At 66.5% G+C, this 16,071-nt stretch carries 12 protein-coding genes; 2 read left to right on the top strand and 10 right to left on the bottom strand.

Features of this window, described 5'->3' with window-relative positions:
* Positions 1-2: 2 nt before the first annotated feature.
* The 6 genes from HLA98_RS16135 to HLA98_RS16110 form a co-directional block, all read right to left on the bottom strand.
* Positions 3-986, bottom strand: coding sequence for an AAA family ATPase (locus tag HLA98_RS16135; RefSeq protein WP_049448317.1), 984 nt, complete (start codon positions 984-986; stop codon positions 3-5).
* Positions 987-1,002: 16 nt separating this feature from the next.
* Positions 1,003-1,710 (bottom strand): DUF4159 domain-containing protein, encoded by a 708-nt coding sequence (locus HLA98_RS16130; protein ID WP_049448319.1) that lies wholly within the window; start codon positions 1,708-1,710, stop codon positions 1,003-1,005.
* The gene (locus HLA98_RS16125) at positions 1,710-3,044 is read right to left on the bottom strand and encodes a TldD/PmbA family protein (protein WP_057500004.1); all 1,335 of its coding nucleotides are present in this window, start codon (positions 3,042-3,044) and stop codon (positions 1,710-1,712) included. Before HLA98_RS16125 ends, HLA98_RS16130 begins: the two co-directional genes overlap by 1 nt.
* A 21-nt stretch (positions 3,045-3,065) precedes the next feature.
* Positions 3,066-4,700, bottom strand: coding sequence for a TldD/PmbA family protein (locus HLA98_RS16120; RefSeq protein WP_057500005.1), 1,635 nt, complete (start codon positions 4,698-4,700; stop codon positions 3,066-3,068).
* A gap of 30 nt (positions 4,701-4,730) precedes the next feature.
* The gene (locus HLA98_RS16115; RefSeq protein ID WP_057500006.1) at positions 4,731-6,362 is read right to left on the bottom strand and encodes a TldD/PmbA family protein; all 1,632 of its coding nucleotides are present in this window, start codon (positions 6,360-6,362) and stop codon (positions 4,731-4,733) included.
* A 681-nt stretch (positions 6,363-7,043) separates the two neighbouring features.
* On the bottom strand, positions 7,044-8,243 hold the full coding sequence (locus HLA98_RS16110) for an MFS transporter (protein ID WP_057500814.1): 1,200 nt from the start codon (positions 8,241-8,243) through the stop codon (positions 7,044-7,046).
* Positions 8,244-8,315: 72 nt separating this feature from the next.
* On the opposite strand from HLA98_RS16110, the gene HLA98_RS16105 reads away from it, so the two are divergent.
* Positions 8,316-9,113, top strand: coding sequence for an AraC family transcriptional regulator (locus tag HLA98_RS16105; protein ID WP_057500813.1), 798 nt, complete (start codon positions 8,316-8,318; stop codon positions 9,111-9,113).
* A 100-nt stretch (positions 9,114-9,213) separates the two neighbouring features.
* On the opposite strand, the gene dnaJ is transcribed toward HLA98_RS16105, so the two are convergent.
* The 4 genes from dnaJ to hrcA form a co-directional block, all read right to left on the bottom strand.
* Positions 9,214-10,341: a molecular chaperone DnaJ gene (dnaJ, locus tag HLA98_RS16100; RefSeq protein ID WP_049446313.1), complete on the bottom strand. Its 1,128-nt coding sequence runs from the start codon at positions 10,339-10,341 to the stop codon at positions 9,214-9,216.
* Between the two features lie 154 nt (positions 10,342-10,495).
* Positions 10,496-12,418, bottom strand: coding sequence for a molecular chaperone DnaK (gene dnaK / locus HLA98_RS16095; protein ID WP_057500812.1), 1,923 nt, complete (start codon positions 12,416-12,418; stop codon positions 10,496-10,498).
* Between the two features lie 182 nt (positions 12,419-12,600).
* Positions 12,601-13,116, bottom strand: a complete 516-nt coding sequence (gene grpE, locus HLA98_RS16090; protein WP_049446309.1) for a nucleotide exchange factor GrpE — start codon at positions 13,114-13,116, stop codon at positions 12,601-12,603.
* Positions 13,117-13,179: 63 nt separating this feature from the next.
* Positions 13,180-14,244: a heat-inducible transcriptional repressor HrcA gene (hrcA, locus tag HLA98_RS16085; protein ID WP_008266321.1), complete on the bottom strand. Its 1,065-nt coding sequence runs from the start codon at positions 14,242-14,244 to the stop codon at positions 13,180-13,182.
* A 115-nt stretch (positions 14,245-14,359) separates the two neighbouring features.
* Here hrcA and recN point away from each other — a divergent pair, with 115 nt between their 5' ends.
* Positions 14,360-16,021, top strand: a complete 1,662-nt coding sequence (gene recN / locus HLA98_RS16080) for a DNA repair protein RecN (RefSeq protein WP_057500811.1) — start codon at positions 14,360-14,362, stop codon at positions 16,019-16,021.
* Positions 16,022-16,071 lie beyond the last annotated feature (50 nt).

The following is a 16,071-nucleotide window of genomic DNA, read 5'->3' as shown; positions in this document are numbered from 1 at the left end:
GATCAACCCGGGAACGGCACGGCCTGCAGCAGGGCGGCGACCACGTCGTCGGCACGCTTCTGCTCGGCCTCGGCGGCGAACGACAGCAGCAGGCGATGGCGCATCACCGGCGCGGCCAGTGCCTGCACATCCTCGCGGGTGGCGGCGAACCGGCCCTGCAGCAGCGCACGGGCCTTGGCGGCCAGCACCAGCGACTGCCCGGCACGCGGGCCGGCGCCCCATTTCACCCATTGGTTGATGGCGGCCGGCGCGCCGTCGCCCGGACGGCTGGCGCGTACCAGGCGGGTGATCCAGGCCAGCACATCGGGGCTGACGTGCACCTGGCGCACCGCGGCCTGCAGTGCGATGACCGCTTCGGCATCCATCACCTTCGGCACCGCGTCGGTGGCGCCGCCAGTGGTCTGTTCCAGGATCTGCCGCTCCTCGTCCTCGCTGGGGTAATCCACCAGCACGTGCAGCAGGAAGCGGTCCAGCTGTGCTTCCGGCAGCGGGTAGGTGCCGGCCTGCTCGATCGGGTTCTGCGTGGCCAGCACGAAGAACGGCGCGGGCAGTGCATAGGTGGTACCGGCGTAACTGACCGTGCGCTCCTGCATCGCTTCCAGCAGTGCGGCCTGGGTCTTGGGCGGGGTGCGGTTGAGTTCGTCGGCCAGCAGCAGGTGGGTGAAGATCGGGCCCTGCTGGAAACGGAAATGGCGATGGCCGGTGCCGTGGTCTTCTTCCAGCAGCTCGGTGCCGAGGATGTCGCTGGGCATCAGGTCCGGGGTGAACTGCACGCGCCGGAACTGCAGTTCCAGCGCCTGGCCCAGCGAGCGCACCAGCAGGGTCTTGCCCAGGCCCGGCGCGCCTTCCAGCAGGCAGTGGCCACCGGCCAGCAGGCCGATCAGCAGCTGCTCGACCACGGTGTTCTGGCCAACCACCGCGCGTGCGAGCGCAGCGCGCAGATCGTGCAGGCGCGGCAGCAGGGAATCGAGGTCGGGGGAGGTCATGGGCGTGCAGGTCCTATCAATTGTTCAACGCGTACATCACGATGTTGACGCCGAAGCGCGTGTTGTCTTCGGCCAGGAAGCGCTTGTTGCGCCAGTCGTAGTCCCACTCGCAGCCGTAGTCCTTGTTGCTGTAGAGCAGCCCCAGGCGGCCATCGACCTCGATGCCCTTCAGGTAGTCGTGCACCAGGTCGTCGCCCCAGCCGTTGAGTTCGAAGCTGGTGGCGGGCGGGCCATCGGGGAAGCGGAAGAAGCTGCGGTACAGCGGGTGGCTGTTGGGCAGCTTCTGCAGCGCCCTGGGACCGAACAGGCGGCCCATCTGCGCCTCGAACGAGGTGGCGAACAGGCCGTCGATATCGTGGTTGCAGTCGTCGACGAAGACGAAGCCGCCATTGCGCACATAACGCACGAAGTTCTGCCGCTCGGCGGCGTTGAACTCCACCAACGTGTGCCCGGCCAGGTAGCAGAACGGCGCTTCCAGCATGCGCGGGTCGGCCAGCGCCACCACGTGTTCCTGCGGGTCCACGCGCAGCGAGGTGTAGTCGATCAGCGAGGTGATCAGGTTGGACGGCATGCGCGCGTCCACGTCCCAGTCACCGGAGTCGTACTGCAGGCGAGTGAACCAGAAGTCGTAGCGCGAACTGCGCGGGCCTGCCTGCGCGAAGGCCGGCAGCGCCGCCGCCGAAGCGGCAGCGGCCAACCAGCGCAGGCACGCCCGGCGATCCATCAGACCGCGTCGGACAACGAGGTGAAGGTGAAATCGCGCAGCTTCATCGGCGGGATCATCATCACGTAGCTGGATTCATCGCCGGCCACGCGCACCGGCTTGCCCAGCTCTTCGATGTTGTTGAGCATGATCACCGGCGACTCGTTGAAGCGGAAGTTCTTCACCGGGTGCTTGATCTGGCCGTTCTCGATGTAGAAGGTGCCGTCGCGGGTGAGGCCGGTCAGCAGCACGGTCTGCGGGTCGACCATGCGGATGTACCAGGTACGGGTGACCAGGATGCCCTTCTGGGTGCCGCGTACCAGCTCGGCGGTGCTCTTGTCGCCACCGCTCATCAGCAGGTTGCCCGGCGTGGCCTTGGCGGTCTTGCCCTGCTTCTGCGCCCAGAAGCGCGAGTAGTCGAGGTTGGCGATCCTGCCGTTCTCGATGATCGCCATGCGTTCGCGCGGCATGCCTTCGTTGTCCCACGGCAGCACCGGTGCATCCGGATGCCAGGGGTCGGCAATCATGGTCACGCGCGGGTCGTAGACCTGCTCGCCCAGCTTGTTGCCGCCACCCTTCTTCGACAGGAAGCTGCGGCCTTCATCGGCCGAGCGCGCGCTGAAGAAGTTCATCATGAAGCTGATCAGGCCCGCAGCTGCGGCCGGCTCCAGGATCACCGTGTACTTGCCCGGTTCCAGCGCCTTGGCTTCCTGCGACTCGGTCGCCTTGCGCATCGCGATGCGGATGTCCTGGTCGGCCTTGAAGTCGGCCGCATCCTTCAGGTTGCGGCCGACCCAGCCCGAACCGCGGCCATCTTCGGTACGCACGGTGCAGGTGTAATCGAAGTTGGTGGTGCGCTGGTAGGCGAAGTTGCCGTTGCTGTTGGCGGTGGCCTGGAAGCCCTGGCCGTCTTCAAGGAAACCGGCGGCGATCAGGCCGTGGCCACGGCACGGGGCGATCGAATCGGCGGCGACCTTGGCACGGAAGGCCGGATCGATGGCAGCGGTGGATTCGCTGAAGGTCGGGCTGGCGCGGTAGCTCTGCTTGCCGATGGCCGGCATGAACTCCGGGTTCTCCGGGGCCAGGCGTGCCAGGTCTTCGGCACGGCGCACCACGCGTTCCAGCGCGGCGTCGTCGAACTCGTTGATCGAGGCCGTGCCGACGCGCTTGCCGAAGGCGACGGTGACCGCCAGCTCGGTGTTGTCGACGATGCCGCTGGTGGAGACATTGTTCAGTGCGAAACGGATGTTGCCGCTGATCGAACCCGCCAGCACGGCAGTGCATTCGTCGGCCTTGGACAGGGCAATGACCTTGTCGAGGATGGCCTTGGCCTGGGCTTCGGTGAAGATACTCATGGTGTAAGGGCTCCTGACCGATCAGCCGAGGCTGCGTGCGGTGTTGATGACGTTGATGCCGTTGAAGCGCGCGGTGGACGAACCGTGCGAGACCGCTGAGACCTGGCCCGGCTGGCCCTTGCCGTCGAAGAACGAACCGCCGAGGCGGTAGTCACGCTCGTCGGCCACGGCGGTGCAGGCATTCCAGAACTCCGGCGTGCGGATCTGGTAGGCCACGTCTTCCAGCATGCGGGTGATCTGACCGTTCTTGATCTCGTAGAACAGCTGGCCGCCGAACTGCGCGTTGTAGCGCTGCTGGTCGATCGAGAACGAACCATCACCGATGATGTAGATGCCGTTCTCCACGTCCTTGATCAGGTCGGGCACGCTCAGCGGCTTCTTACCCGGTGCCATCGACACGTTGGCCATGCGCTGGAACTGCACGCTGGACCACGAGTCGGCATAGCAGCAGCCGTCGGATTCGGTCTTGCCGAGGATGTGGGCCTGGTCGCGGATGGTCTGGTAGTCCACCAGCTTGCCGTTGCTGATCAGGTCCCAGCGCTTGCACTTCACGCCTTCATCGTCGTACGCCACCGCGCCGAGGCTGCCCGGCTGGGTCTTGTCGGCGAAGATGTTGACCAGCTCGCTGCCGTACTGGAAATGCTGTTCGCGCTTGTCCAGGGTGGCGAAGCTGGTGCCGGCGTAGTTGGCTTCGTAGCCGAGCACACGGTCCAGCTCCAGCGGGTGGCCGATCGACTCATGGATGGTCAGCCAGGTGTGCGACGGGTCGAGCACCAGGTCGTACTTGCCCGGTTTCACCGAGGGTGCCTTCAGCTTTTCCTGCGCCTGCTTGGCGGCGGCGATGGCGTCTTCCTTCATGTTGTAGGAAGAGCTGTAGTTGACCACGCCATTCGGGCTGACCACCTTGCCGGCAGCCGCACCGTCCAGATACTCGTAACCCAGGCCCATCGGCGAGGACAGGCCTTCGCGGGTACGGAACTTGCCGCTGGACTTGTCGATGGCGGTGATCGTCATCGGTGCCCAGATGCGGTGCACGTCCTGGTCGATGTAGGAGCCATCGGTGGAGGCGAAGTACTTCTGCTCGTTGACCAGGAACAGCATCGAGTTGACGAAGCTGGCGCCGGCGCCCATCGCCGCGGCGTTGACGTCCAGCAGCAGGCCCACCTTGTCCTTGATCGGCACCTCCATCGCATTCTTGCGGATCGGCGTGCGCCAGCTCACCTCGCCCACGCCCGGCGCCTTGGCCAGCTGCACCGGTGCGGTCTGCACGCCGGCATTGGCCTTGGCAATCGCCGCAGCCTGCTGCGCGGCCATGGCTACGTCGGCGGTGCCCAGCGCATTGGTGGCGGCGAAGCCCCAGGCACCGTTGACGATCACGCGGATGCCAACACCGGTGGACTCGGTGTTCACCACGTTCTGCACCTTGTCCTCGCGGGTGATCACGAACTGCCGCAGGTAGCGGCCGATACGCACGTCGCAGTAGGTGGCGCCGGCCTGGCGGGCGGCGGCCAGCGCCGCATCGGCCAGCCGCTTCTTCAGCCCCAGGTCCAGCGTGCTCTGCAGCTGCTCGGCGGCGATCGCCTTGCCGAAGAAGGAGGGCACGATCAGCCCGCCTGCGGTAAGCCCGGTCAGGGCCAGGAAGTCACGTCTTTGCAAGGCTGCTCTCCATGTCGAAGGATGGGTGGCTCAAGCGCCGAGACTGCGCGCGGTGTTGATGATGTTGATGCCGTTGAAGCGGGTGGTGGACGAACCGTGCGAGACCGCTGAGACCTGGCCGGGCTGGCCCTTGCCGTCGAAGAAAGAACCACCCAGGCGGAAGTCACGTTCGTCGCAGATGGCAGTGCACGCGTTCCAGAACTCCGGCGTGCGGATCTGGTAGGCCGCGTCCTCGACCATGCCGGCGATCTTTCCGTCCTTGATCTGGTAATACAGCTGGCCGCCGAACTGCGCGTTGTAGCGCTGCTGGTCGATCGAATACGACCCCCGACCGTGGATGTAGATGCCGTTCTCCACGTCCTTGATCATGTCCTCGACGCTGAGCGGCTGCTTGCCCGGCGCCAGCGAGACATTGGCCATGCGCTGGAACTGCACGCTGGACCAGGAATCGGCGTAACTGCAGCCATGCGATGCATCGCGGCCGAGGATATGGGCTTCATCGCGGGTGGCCTGGTAGTCGACCAGGATGCCGTCGCGCACCAGGTCCCAGCGCTGGGTCTTTACGCCTTCGTCGTCGTAGCCGACCGCACCGAGGCTGCCCGGCTGGGTCTTGTCGGCGAAGAAGGTGACGATGTCGCTGCCCCAGCGGAAGCCGGCATCGCGCTTGTCCAGCGTGGCGAAGCTGGTGCCGGCGTAGTTGGCTTCGTAGCCGAGCACGCGATCCAGCTCCAGCGGGTGGCCGACGTTCTCGTGGATGGTCAGGAACAGGTTGGATGGGTCCAGCACCAGGTCGTACTTGCCGGGCTTCACCGACGGCGCCTTCAGTTTCTCGCGCGCGTGGCGGGCGGCGGCGATGGCGTCCTCGACCGGGTCGTAGGAGTCGCGGTAGGCGGTGATGCCACCGGGCAGATGCACCTTGCCGCGCGCATCGCCATCAAGGAATTCATAGCCCATGCCCATCGGCGAGGACAGGCCGGCGCGGGTGCGGAACTTGCCGCTGGCCTTGTCGATGGCAGTGGCGGTGAATGGCAGCCAGATGCGATGGATGTCCTGGTCGATGAACGAGCCGTCGCTGGAGGCGAAGTACTTCTGTTCGTTGACCAGGAACAGGGTGGAATTGATGTAGTCGGCACCCGCATTCAGCGCGGCGGCATTGAGCGCCAGCAGCAGCTCGACCTTGTCCTGGATCGGCACCGCCATCGCGTTCCTGCGGACGGGCGTCTGCCAGCGTGCCTCACCCACCGAGGGTGTCGGCGCCAGCTGCACCGGCCGGGTCTGGATGCCGGCGTTGGCGCGGGCGATCGCCGCCGCCTGCTCGACCGCAGCGCGCACGGCGGCTTCGGTCTGCTGATGGGTGGCGGCAAAGCCCCAGGCGCCGTTGACGATCACCCGCACGCCCACGCCGGACGATTCGCGGTTGGTCACATTGCCGACCTGGTGTTCGCGGGTGATGACCGACTGGTTGAGGTAGCGGCCAATGCGCACATCGCAGTAGCTGGCCTTGGCCGTGCGTGCGGCGGCGAGCGCTACGTCCGCCAGGCGTCTGCGCTGGACGGTATCGACCGGGGCGAGCAGCTGCTCGGCGGCGATGGCACGGGAATGCGGCAGCAGCAGGCCCGCCAGGCCCAGACCGGAAAAAGCCAGGAACTCACGTCGTTGCACAGCGTTTCTCTCTCTCGCTTGCGTGCGGTTGGCAACGGGCCGGACCGATCACGTCAACTTCCCGACTTTCGCCAGCGCGGCGCGTCCGGGCAAGTGACTGCAGTCATGGTTGGGGGTGTTTCGGCAGGGCTGCGCCCTGCACCTGCTCAATGCAACGGCAACGGCCAAAGCCAAAGCCAGAGCCAGAGCGGCATTCCGTGGGTTGGCGGGGCGGTGTCGGATTGCGGGGACGCCGCAAGTACGTCCGTGTAGGCTTGGCAGCCGCATCCATGCGGCTGACACCCCGCAATCCGACACCGCCCCACCTTCGACAGGTTCAAGCGGCTGTTGGTAACTGCGGCTGTTGTGCCGCACGGCTGTTGGTAGGTGTCGACCTTGGTCGACACATCTGTCAGACATCGAATGAATTCATCCACGCATGGCATGGATCTACCGTGTCGACCAAGGCCGACACCTACCAGAGCAGTACGCCGTTCCGGCTGATCACGGAAAACTGTCGAAGGCGGGGTGGGTCCGGTTGCAGGGGTGTCCGCGGCATGGATGCCGCGGCCAAGCCCCCAGGGATGGGTTTACGGCGTCCCCTGCAACCGGACCCGCCCCGCCAACCCACGGATAGCCCGCTTCTGCTGTTGACGTTGCCTCTGCAGGTGCAGGGCTGCAAGCCCTGCAAACCCAAACCCCTCAGTGAGCAGCAGGCCGGGACGGCGGCAGCCACGCCGCCACGATACCGAGCAGCGGCAGGAACGCGGTCAGCTGGTAGACGTACTCGATGCTGGTCTTGTCCGCCAGCAGGCCGAGCACGGCAGCACCCAGACCACCCATTCCGAAGGCGAAGCCGAAGAACAGGCCGGACACCATGCCGATGCGATGCGGCATCATTTCCTGTGCGTACACCACAATCGCCGAGAACGCCGACGACAACACGAAACCAATCAGCACCGCCAGCACCGTGGTCCAGAGCAGATCGGCATGCGGCAGCATCAGCGCGAACGGGGCCACGCCAAGGATCGAGGTCCAGATGATCGGCTTGCGGCCGATGCGGTCGCCCAGCGGACCGCCGAGGAAACCACCGGCGGCCGACGCCACCAGGAACGCGAACAGATGCAGCTGCGCCTGTGCCACCGGGATGCCGAAGTGGTGGATCAGGTAGAAGGTGAAGTAGCTGCCGATGCTGGCCATGTAGAAGTATTTGCTGAAGATCAGCACCAGCAGGATCGCCAGCACCTTGGCCACGGTGCGCGACGGATGCCGCGGGGCCATCGACGCGGTGCTGGCCGGGCGTGGCGCGCCCAGATGCAACGCGTACCAGCGGCCAACATAGGTCAGCAATGCGATGCCGATCAGGGCGGCGCCGGCAAACCACGATGCCGCGTGCTGGCCATACGGCACGATCACTGCGGCGGCAATCAACGGGCCCAGCGCTGTTCCGAAATTGCCACCCACCTGGAACACCGACTGCGCGAAGCCATGGCGACCACCCGAGGCCAGCCGCGCGATGCGCGAGGCTTCCGGATGGAAGATGGCCGAACCAATGCCGACCATCGCCGCCGCCATCAGCACCACCGCGTAGTTCGGTGCGAAGCCCAGCAGCAGCATGCCGCACAGGGTCGAGGCCATGCCGATCGGCAGCGAGTACGGCGCCGGGCGGCGGTCGGTAGCCATGCCGATCAACGGCTGGAAGATCGAGGCGGTGAGCTGGTAGGTCAGCGTGATCAGGCCGATCTGGGTGAAGCTGAGGTTGAAGCCGCCCTTGATCACTGGATAGATGGCCAGGATCAGCGACTGCATCATGTCGTTGACGACATGCGAGGTGGAGATGGCGGCCAGCACACCGGGGGCCACCGGGCGTGAGGTCGTTGCGGGAGAAGCCAGGGTCGACATGGACGCAGTCAGGTTGGGGGCGAGCCACGCATGCTACGGTGACCTCCCCCTCCCTTCTGCCGCGTTCGGGTCATGGCATATCGCAAAAAGGACATCCCCTGCCAGGTCCGCGAGACTGCGCCGTGGAACGAGGTTCCGGTGCACCGCCCAGTGACCTGCCGCGCCCGCCATTACAAGCCCGGGACCCACATCGCGCCCCACCGGCACCGCCGTCACCAGCTGGTGTTCGCCATGTCCGGACTGATGGTGGTGCGTGCAGACGGCGGCCGCTGGGTAGTGCCTTCAACCCGCGCGATCTGGGTCCCGGCCGGCACGGCCCATGCGGTGGACTGCATCGCCGAAGTACACATGCGCAGCCTGTACGTGGAGCCGGACTTCGCGCCGCAGCTGCCGGACGAAGCGTTCGCGGTACAGGTGGCGCCGCTGCTGCGCGAGCTGCTGCTGGCCGCCAGCCTGATCGAGACCGCGCATGTGGACGACAGCCGCGACGGCCGCGTGGTGCGCCTGCTGCTGGACGAGCTGCACCGCATGGACGCGCTGCCGCTGCACCTGCCTTCACCCACCGACCCGCGCCTGCAGCGGATCTGCCAGCACATCCAGAAGCATCCCGGCGACGACGCCACGCTGCAGGATTGGGCGCAGGCCCTGCAGGTGGACGTGAAAACCATCCAGCGTCATTTCGCCAGCGAACTGGGCATGACCTTCGGACAGTGGCGACAACAGGCGCGGCTACTGGCCGCGATGGAACGGCTGGCGGTCGGCGACAAGGTCATCGATGTCGCGCTGGCAATGGGTTACGACAGCCCAAGCGCGTTCACCAGCATGTTCAAGCGGCAGCTGGGACAGACACCGGCGGCGTTTTTTCGATGATCCTTTGAACGGTATCCACGCATGGCGTGGATCTACTGCACCACAAACGACAACGCCGGGCATGGCCCGGCGCTATCGTTCATCGCTTCCGTCGAAAAACTCAGGACGTCATCCGGTCCCAGAAGCCCTTCACGCCATCCATGAAGGTGGCCGACTTCGGCGAATGCTTGCGCGCCTCCTCGCCGACGAAGGTGGCTTCGAACTGCTCCAGCAGCTTGCGCTGTTCGTTGGTGAGGTTGACCGGAGTCTCCACCACCACGCGGCAGTACAGGTCGCCCTCGCTGCGGCTGCGCACCGAACGCACACCCTTGCCACGCAGGCGGAACAGCTTGCCGGTCTGGGTCTCGGCCGGGATGCGGATCTCCGCCTCGCCGCCCAAGGTGGCCACGCGCACGGTGTCGCCCAGTGCCGCCTGCGAGATGCGGATCGGCACTTCGCAGTGCAGGTCATCGCCATCGCGCTGGAAGATCGCATGCTCGCGCACGCGCACTTCCACGTACAGGTCACCTGGCGGCGTGCCGGCCGGACCAGCCTCGCCTTCGCCCTGCAGGCGGATGCGGTCACCGGTATCCACGCCCGCCGGCACCTTCACCGACAGCACTTTGTCTTCCTCGACACGGCCGTTGCCGTGGCAGGTCTTGCAAGGCTTGGCGATGATCTGGCCACGGCCGCCGCAGTTGTGGCAGGCCTGCTGCATGGCGAAGATGCCGCGCTGGATGCGCACCTGGCCGCGGCCATGGCACACGTTGCAGGTCTCGACCTTGCCGTCCTCGGAGCCACTGCCATCGCAGTCGCCGCACTCGGCCAGGGTCGGGATCTCGATCCGGCGCTCGACGCCGCGCACGGCTTCTTCCAGGTCCAGTTCCATCACGTAGCCGATGTCGGCACCGCGACGGGCCTGGCGCGGACCACCGCCGCCACCGCCAAAAATGTTGCCGAAGATATCGCCGAAGATATCGTTCATGTCCGGGCCGCCCGGACCGCCGCCACCGCCCATGCCGTGCTCGAACGCGGCGTGGCCGTGGCTGTCGTACATGCGGCGCTTGTTGCCGTCGGACAGCACTTCGTAGGCTTCCTTGCACTCCTTGAAGGAGGCTTCGGCCGCCGTATCGCCCGGGTTGCGGTCCGGGTGGAACTTCATCGCGCAGCGACGGTAGGCCTTCTTCAGCTCTTCGTCGGTGGCGGTGCGGGCAACGCCCAGCACTTCGTAGTAATCGCGCTTGCTCATATCGTGAATCGGGTTCCGGAAAGTCGGGATTCGTCAAAGCGGAAGAGCGGAACCAGGTCCGCTCTTGCGTCGGGCGCCCCGACACGCCGGTGGGCGGTCAGGACCCTGATGCGACAACGGGACGCTGATGGCCAGCGTCCCGTGTCGGTCCGGATCAGGACTTCTTGTCGTCCTTGACTTCGGTGAACTCGGCGTCGACCACGTCGTCCTGCGCCTTGCCGGCATTGCCGGCGTCGGCACCCGGAGCACCACCCTGGTCGGCCGAAGCGGCGGCGAACAGCGACTGGCCCGCTTCTTCCAGCGCCTTCGACTTGGCTTCGATCTGTGCCTTGTCGTCACCCTTCATCGCGGTTTCCAGGTCGGCCAGCGCCGCCTCGACCTTGCCGATGACATCGCCACCGACCTTGCTGCCGTGCTCGGTGATCGCGCTGCGGGTGCCGTGGATCAGGGCGTCGGCCTGGTTACGGGCCTGCACCAGTTCCTGGAACTTCTTGTCTTCTTCGCGGTTGGCTTCCGCGTCGGCGACCATGCGCGCGATCTCTTCCTCGGACAGGCCCGAACCGGCCTTGATCTCGACCTTCTGTTCCTTGTTGGTCTTCTTGTCCTTGGCCGACACGTGCAGGATGCCGTTGGCGTCGATGTCGAAGGACACTTCCACCTGCGGCAGGCCGCGCGGGGCCGGCTCGATGCCGGACAGGTCGAACTTCGCCAGCGACTTGTTGAAGCGGGCCTGTTCGCGCTCACCCTGCAGCACGTGCACGGTCACCGCCGACTGGTTGTCCTCGGCGGTGGAGAACACCTGCGAGGCCTTGGTCGGGATGGTGGTGTTCTTCTCAATGATCTTGGTGAACACGCCACCCATGGTCTCGATGCCCAGCGACAGCGGAGTCACGTCCAGCAGCAGCACGTCCTTGACGTCGCCGCCCAGCACGCCGCCCTGGATCGCAGCACCCAGTGCCACGGCTTCGTCCGGGTTGACGTCCTTGCGCGGTTCCTTGCCGAAGAACTCGGTCACCGCCTGCTGCACCTTCGGCATGCGGGTCTGGCCACCGACCAGGATCACTTCGCTGATGTCGCTCGAACGCAGGCCGGCATCGTTCAGGGCCACGCGGCACGGCTCGATCGACTTCTTGATCAGGTCTTCCACCAGCGCTTCCAGCTTGGCGCGGGTCAGCTTGATGTTCAGGTGCTTCGGACCGGAGGCGTCGGCAGTGACGTACGGCAGGTTCACTTCGGTCTGCTGGGCGCTGGACAGCTCGATCTTGGCGCGCTCGGCAGCATCCTTCAGGCGCTGCAGGGCCAGCGGATCCTTGCGCAGGTCGATGCCCTGGTCCTTGTTGAACTCTTCAACCAGGTACTCGATGACGCGGTTGTCGAAGTCTTCGCCACCCAGGAAGGTGTCGCCGTTGGTGGCCAGCACTTCGAACTGCTTTTCACCGTCGACGTTGGCGATCTCGATCACCGAGACGTCGAAGGTGCCGCCGCCCAGGTCGTACACCACGATCTTGCGATCCTTGTTGTCGCCCTTGTCCAGGCCATAGGCCAGCGCGGCCGCGGTCGGCTCGTTGATGATGCGCTTGACGTCCAGGCCGGCGATGCGGCCGGCGTCCTTGGTTGCCTGGCGCTGGCTGTCGTTGAAGTAGGCCGGCACGGTGATGACCGCTTCGGTGACCTTCTCACCGAGGAAGTCCTCGGCGGTCTTCTTCATCTTCTCCAGCACCTTGGCCGAGATTTCCTGCGGGGCCATCTTCTTGCCGTCGCTGGTCGACACCCAGGCATCGCCGTTGTCATGGGCCAGGATGCCGTACGGGACGTGGGCGATGTCCTTCTGCACTTCGGCATCGGTGAACTTGCGGCCGATCAGGCGCTTCACCGCGTAGAAGGTGTTCTTCGGGTTGGTGACAGCCTGGCGCTTGGCCGAGGCGCCGACCAGGACTTCGCCGTCCTTGGTGTAGGCGACGATCGACGGGGTGGTGCGATCGCCTTCCGAATTCTCGATGACGCGGGCCTTGCCGCCGTCCATGATCGCCACGCACGAGTTGGTGGTGCCGAGGTCGATACCAATGATCTTGCCCATGGGGGAGACTCCTGAGGATGCTTGTTGGTGTCAGTCCGGCCGTTCGGCCGGTGGATGAATACGATGTGGGGGAGGCTCGTGGAACATTCAAGCCACCTCCCGAACGCTGTGTTCAGCGCTTGGAAAAGCTTGCCAGGCGTTGCCTGGCGCGACCGGGGCCGGGCATCACCCGGCACGGCCGATCAGTCGGCGGCCACCACCACCAGCGCCGGCCGCAGCAGGCGCTCGTTGAGCAGGTAGCCCTTCTGGAACACGGTCACCACGCTGCCCGGGGCGGCGCCCGGCGCCGGCACCTGGCTGATGGCCTGGTGGTGTTCCGGATTGAACGGCTGGCCGGTCGGATCCAGCAGGACCAGACCGTTGTCGGCGGCGACCTTCAGCAGCTGCTTGTAGGTCAGCTCCAGGCCTTCGCGCAGCGGATGCGGGTCGTCGCCAGCCGCCTTCAGGCCTGCATCCAGGCTGTCGAATACCGGCAGCAGCTCGCCCAGCAGCTTCTCGTTGGCGAACTTACGAGCCTGATCGATGTCACGGGCAACGCGCTTGCGCTGGTTCTCCAGGTCGGCGCGCTCACGCAGCGCATCGGCCCTGACCTGCTCAACTTCGGCGCGCAGGCGCTCAACTTCGTCGTTGACGCCGGCGGTGGCGGCCGCATCGGCGGCACTCTGCTGGGATTCGATATCTGGATGTTCGTGGTTCATGTCTGGGTCCCTGGCGGTCAATCTCCGCCTCCACCCACCCTAGTGTGGGCGGGATGCTGCGTTTCAAGCGTCGGATGTTCCGGGAGTGCGCCCGGCCGGTGAAAAGGCTGCCCCGAGTACATCGGCGGTGGCCTGGACCAGCGGGATCATGCGGTCGTAGGCCATCCGCTTGGGACCGATCACGCCCAGCACGCCCAGCACCTGGCCATTGGCGGTGTACGGGGCGGTGACCAGCGAGACGCCCTGCAGCGGCATCATCCCGGTCTCCTCGCCGATGAAGATGCGCACGCCCGGCGCCTGGATGGTCCGCTCCAGCAGCTGCAGGATCTCGCGCTTGCTGGAGAACAGCTCGAACAGCTCGCGCAGGCGCTCCAGGTCTGACAGGTCCTGCACCCCCATCAGACGGGTCTGGCCGGCCACCAGCATGTCGTCGGCAGCCGGCTGCAGGGCCTGCTCGGCCAGCTCGATGCTGTGCGCCAGCAGCTGCTCCAGCTCGGAACGGGCGTCGCGCAGCTCCAGCAGCAGGCGGGTGCGGATCTCGGCCATCGGCAGGCCAGCGAAATGGGCATTGAGGTAGTTGGCCACCTGCTCCAGCTGGCCCGGCGCGAACTCCTGGCGGGTCTCGATGACCCGGTTCTGCACCTCGTTGTCGGCAAACACCAGGATCGCCAGCACCCGGCGCCCGTCCAGCGCCACGAAATCGATCTGGCGGAAGGCGAACTGCTCGCGCCGCGGCGCGCTGACCACGCCGACGAAGTGGCTCATCGCCGACAGCAGCTCCGAGGCGCTGCCAAGCAGGGCCTGGGTGCTGCCACCGCCGGCCAGTTCCTGGCGCAGCCGGGCCAGTTCGCCCTCGCCCGGCGGCTGCATCTGCAGCAGGCTGTCGACGAACACCCGGTAACCGTGCGCGGTCGGGATGCGGCCGGCCGAGGTGTGCGGCGACGCCAGCAGCCCCAGGTCCTCCAGGTCGCCGAGGATGTTGCGGATGGTGGCCGGGCTGACCTCCAGGCCGGCCACGCGCGCCAGTGTCTGCGAGCCGACCGGCTCGCCGTCCTGGATGTACCGCGCGATCAGCGTGCGCAGCAGATGGCGCGCACGTGGGGCAAGCTGGTCGGGAGAACCGTGCATGGAATCAACCTGTGAGACACGGACACTAGATAATGGCGACGCATCACCTTGGCAAGTCATTGGACCTCCCTCGCGCGCGTGCTAGCGTTGCGCGGCTGCTGATACCCCCTTACCCATGCTCAGACATCTTTCGATCAAGGATTTCGCCGTCGTCCGCGCCACCGAACTGGAGTTCGGGCCAGGCATGACCGTGGTTTCAGGCGAGACCGGCGCCGGCAAGTCGCTGATGGTCGACGCGCTGGGCTTCCTGTCCGGCCTGCGCGCCGACAGCGGCGTGGTCCGCCACGGCGCCGCCCGCGCCGAGCTTTCGGCCGAGTTCGCGCTGGACCAGCTGCAGGCCGCACGCCAGTGGCTGGCCGACAACGAGCTGGACGATGAGGAGCAGTGCCAGCTGCGCCGGGTGATCCGCGCCGATGGCGGTTCGCGGGCCTGGATCAATGGCCGACCGGTGACCCTGGCGCAGCTGGGCGACCTGGCCTCGCTGCTGGTGGAGATCCATGGCCAGCACGAACAGCAGGCCCTGCTGACGCGCCCGTCGCAGCTGGCCCTGCTGGATGCCTATGCCGGCAACGAGAACGAGCGCCGCCAGGTCCGCCGCGCCGCTGGCGCATGGCAGGCGCTGGTCGATGAATCGCTGGCCCTGTCGCAACAGGGCGACGTCAGTGACCGGATCGGCTTCCTGGAGCACCAGCTGCGCGAGCTGGACCGCGAGGATCTGGAGCCCGAATCGATTGCCGCACTCGGCGCCAGCCACCGTCGCCAGGCCCATGCCAGCGCCCTGCTGAGCGCCTGCCAGGCCGCCAGCAACCAGCTCAACGGAGACGACGGCAGCTCTGCGCTGGACCTGCTGCAGCAGGTGCGCCACGAGCTGTCGCGCCTGATCGAGCACGACCCGCGCCTGGGCGAGGTGGACGGCCTGATCGAGAACGCCTCGATCCAGCTTCACGAAGCCCTGTCGCTGCTGGACCGGGTGCATGACGACCTCGACGCCGACCCGGAACAGTTCGAGGAAAACGAGCGCCGCCTGGGCCGCCTGCACGACCTGGCCCGCAAGCACCGCGTGCCGATGGACGAACTGGGCGCGCAGCGCGAGCGCATGCACGCCGAAGTGGAGCAGCTGCGCGGCGCCGACGAACGCCTGCAGCGCCTGGCCGGCGAGATCGACAAGGCCGCCGCCGCCTGGCGCGCACAGGCCGACGTGCTGACCGCCAGCCGTCGCAGCGCTGCGGCCGAACTGTCGGCCACCACCACCGGCATCATCGCCGAGCTGGGCATGGGTGGCGGCAAGTTCCTGATCGAGCTGGAGCCCCAGGATTCCGGCAAGCCCGACCCGCAAGGTGCCGAACGGGTGGAGTTCCTGGTGGCGGCCAACGCCGGCCAGCCGCCGCGCGCCCTGCGCAAGGTGGCCTCGGGCGGTGAACTGTCACGTATTTCGCTGGCCATTGAAGTGGCCGCACTGGATCTGGATGCGGTGCCGACCATGGTGTTCGACGAAGTCGACTCCGGCATCGGTGGTGCAGTAGCCGACATCGTTGGCCAGAAGCTGCGCGCGCTCGGCGAGAAGCGCCAGGTGCTGTGCGTGACCCACCTGCCGCAGGTCGCTTCCAAGGGCCATGCCCACTACCGGGTCAGCAAGGCCCCGGTGGAAGGCATGACCCAGAGCGCGGTGGAAAAGCTGGACAGCAAGGCGCGCGAGGAAGAGCTGGCGCGCATGCTGGGCGGCGTGGAGGTGAGCAAGGAAGCGCGCGCCGCCGCACGGAAGCTGCTGCAGGTGTAATGCCGGCACCCGTGATCGGGGGGCCGAAGACCGTGAGGTTGCCGGCCAGC

Origin of the sequence: Stenotrophomonas africana (assembly GCF_013004645.1) — a bacterium.
Lineage (GTDB): Bacteria > Pseudomonadota > Gammaproteobacteria > Xanthomonadales > Xanthomonadaceae > Stenotrophomonas > Stenotrophomonas africana.
This window is presented reverse-complemented; position numbering and strand designations above follow the sequence as displayed.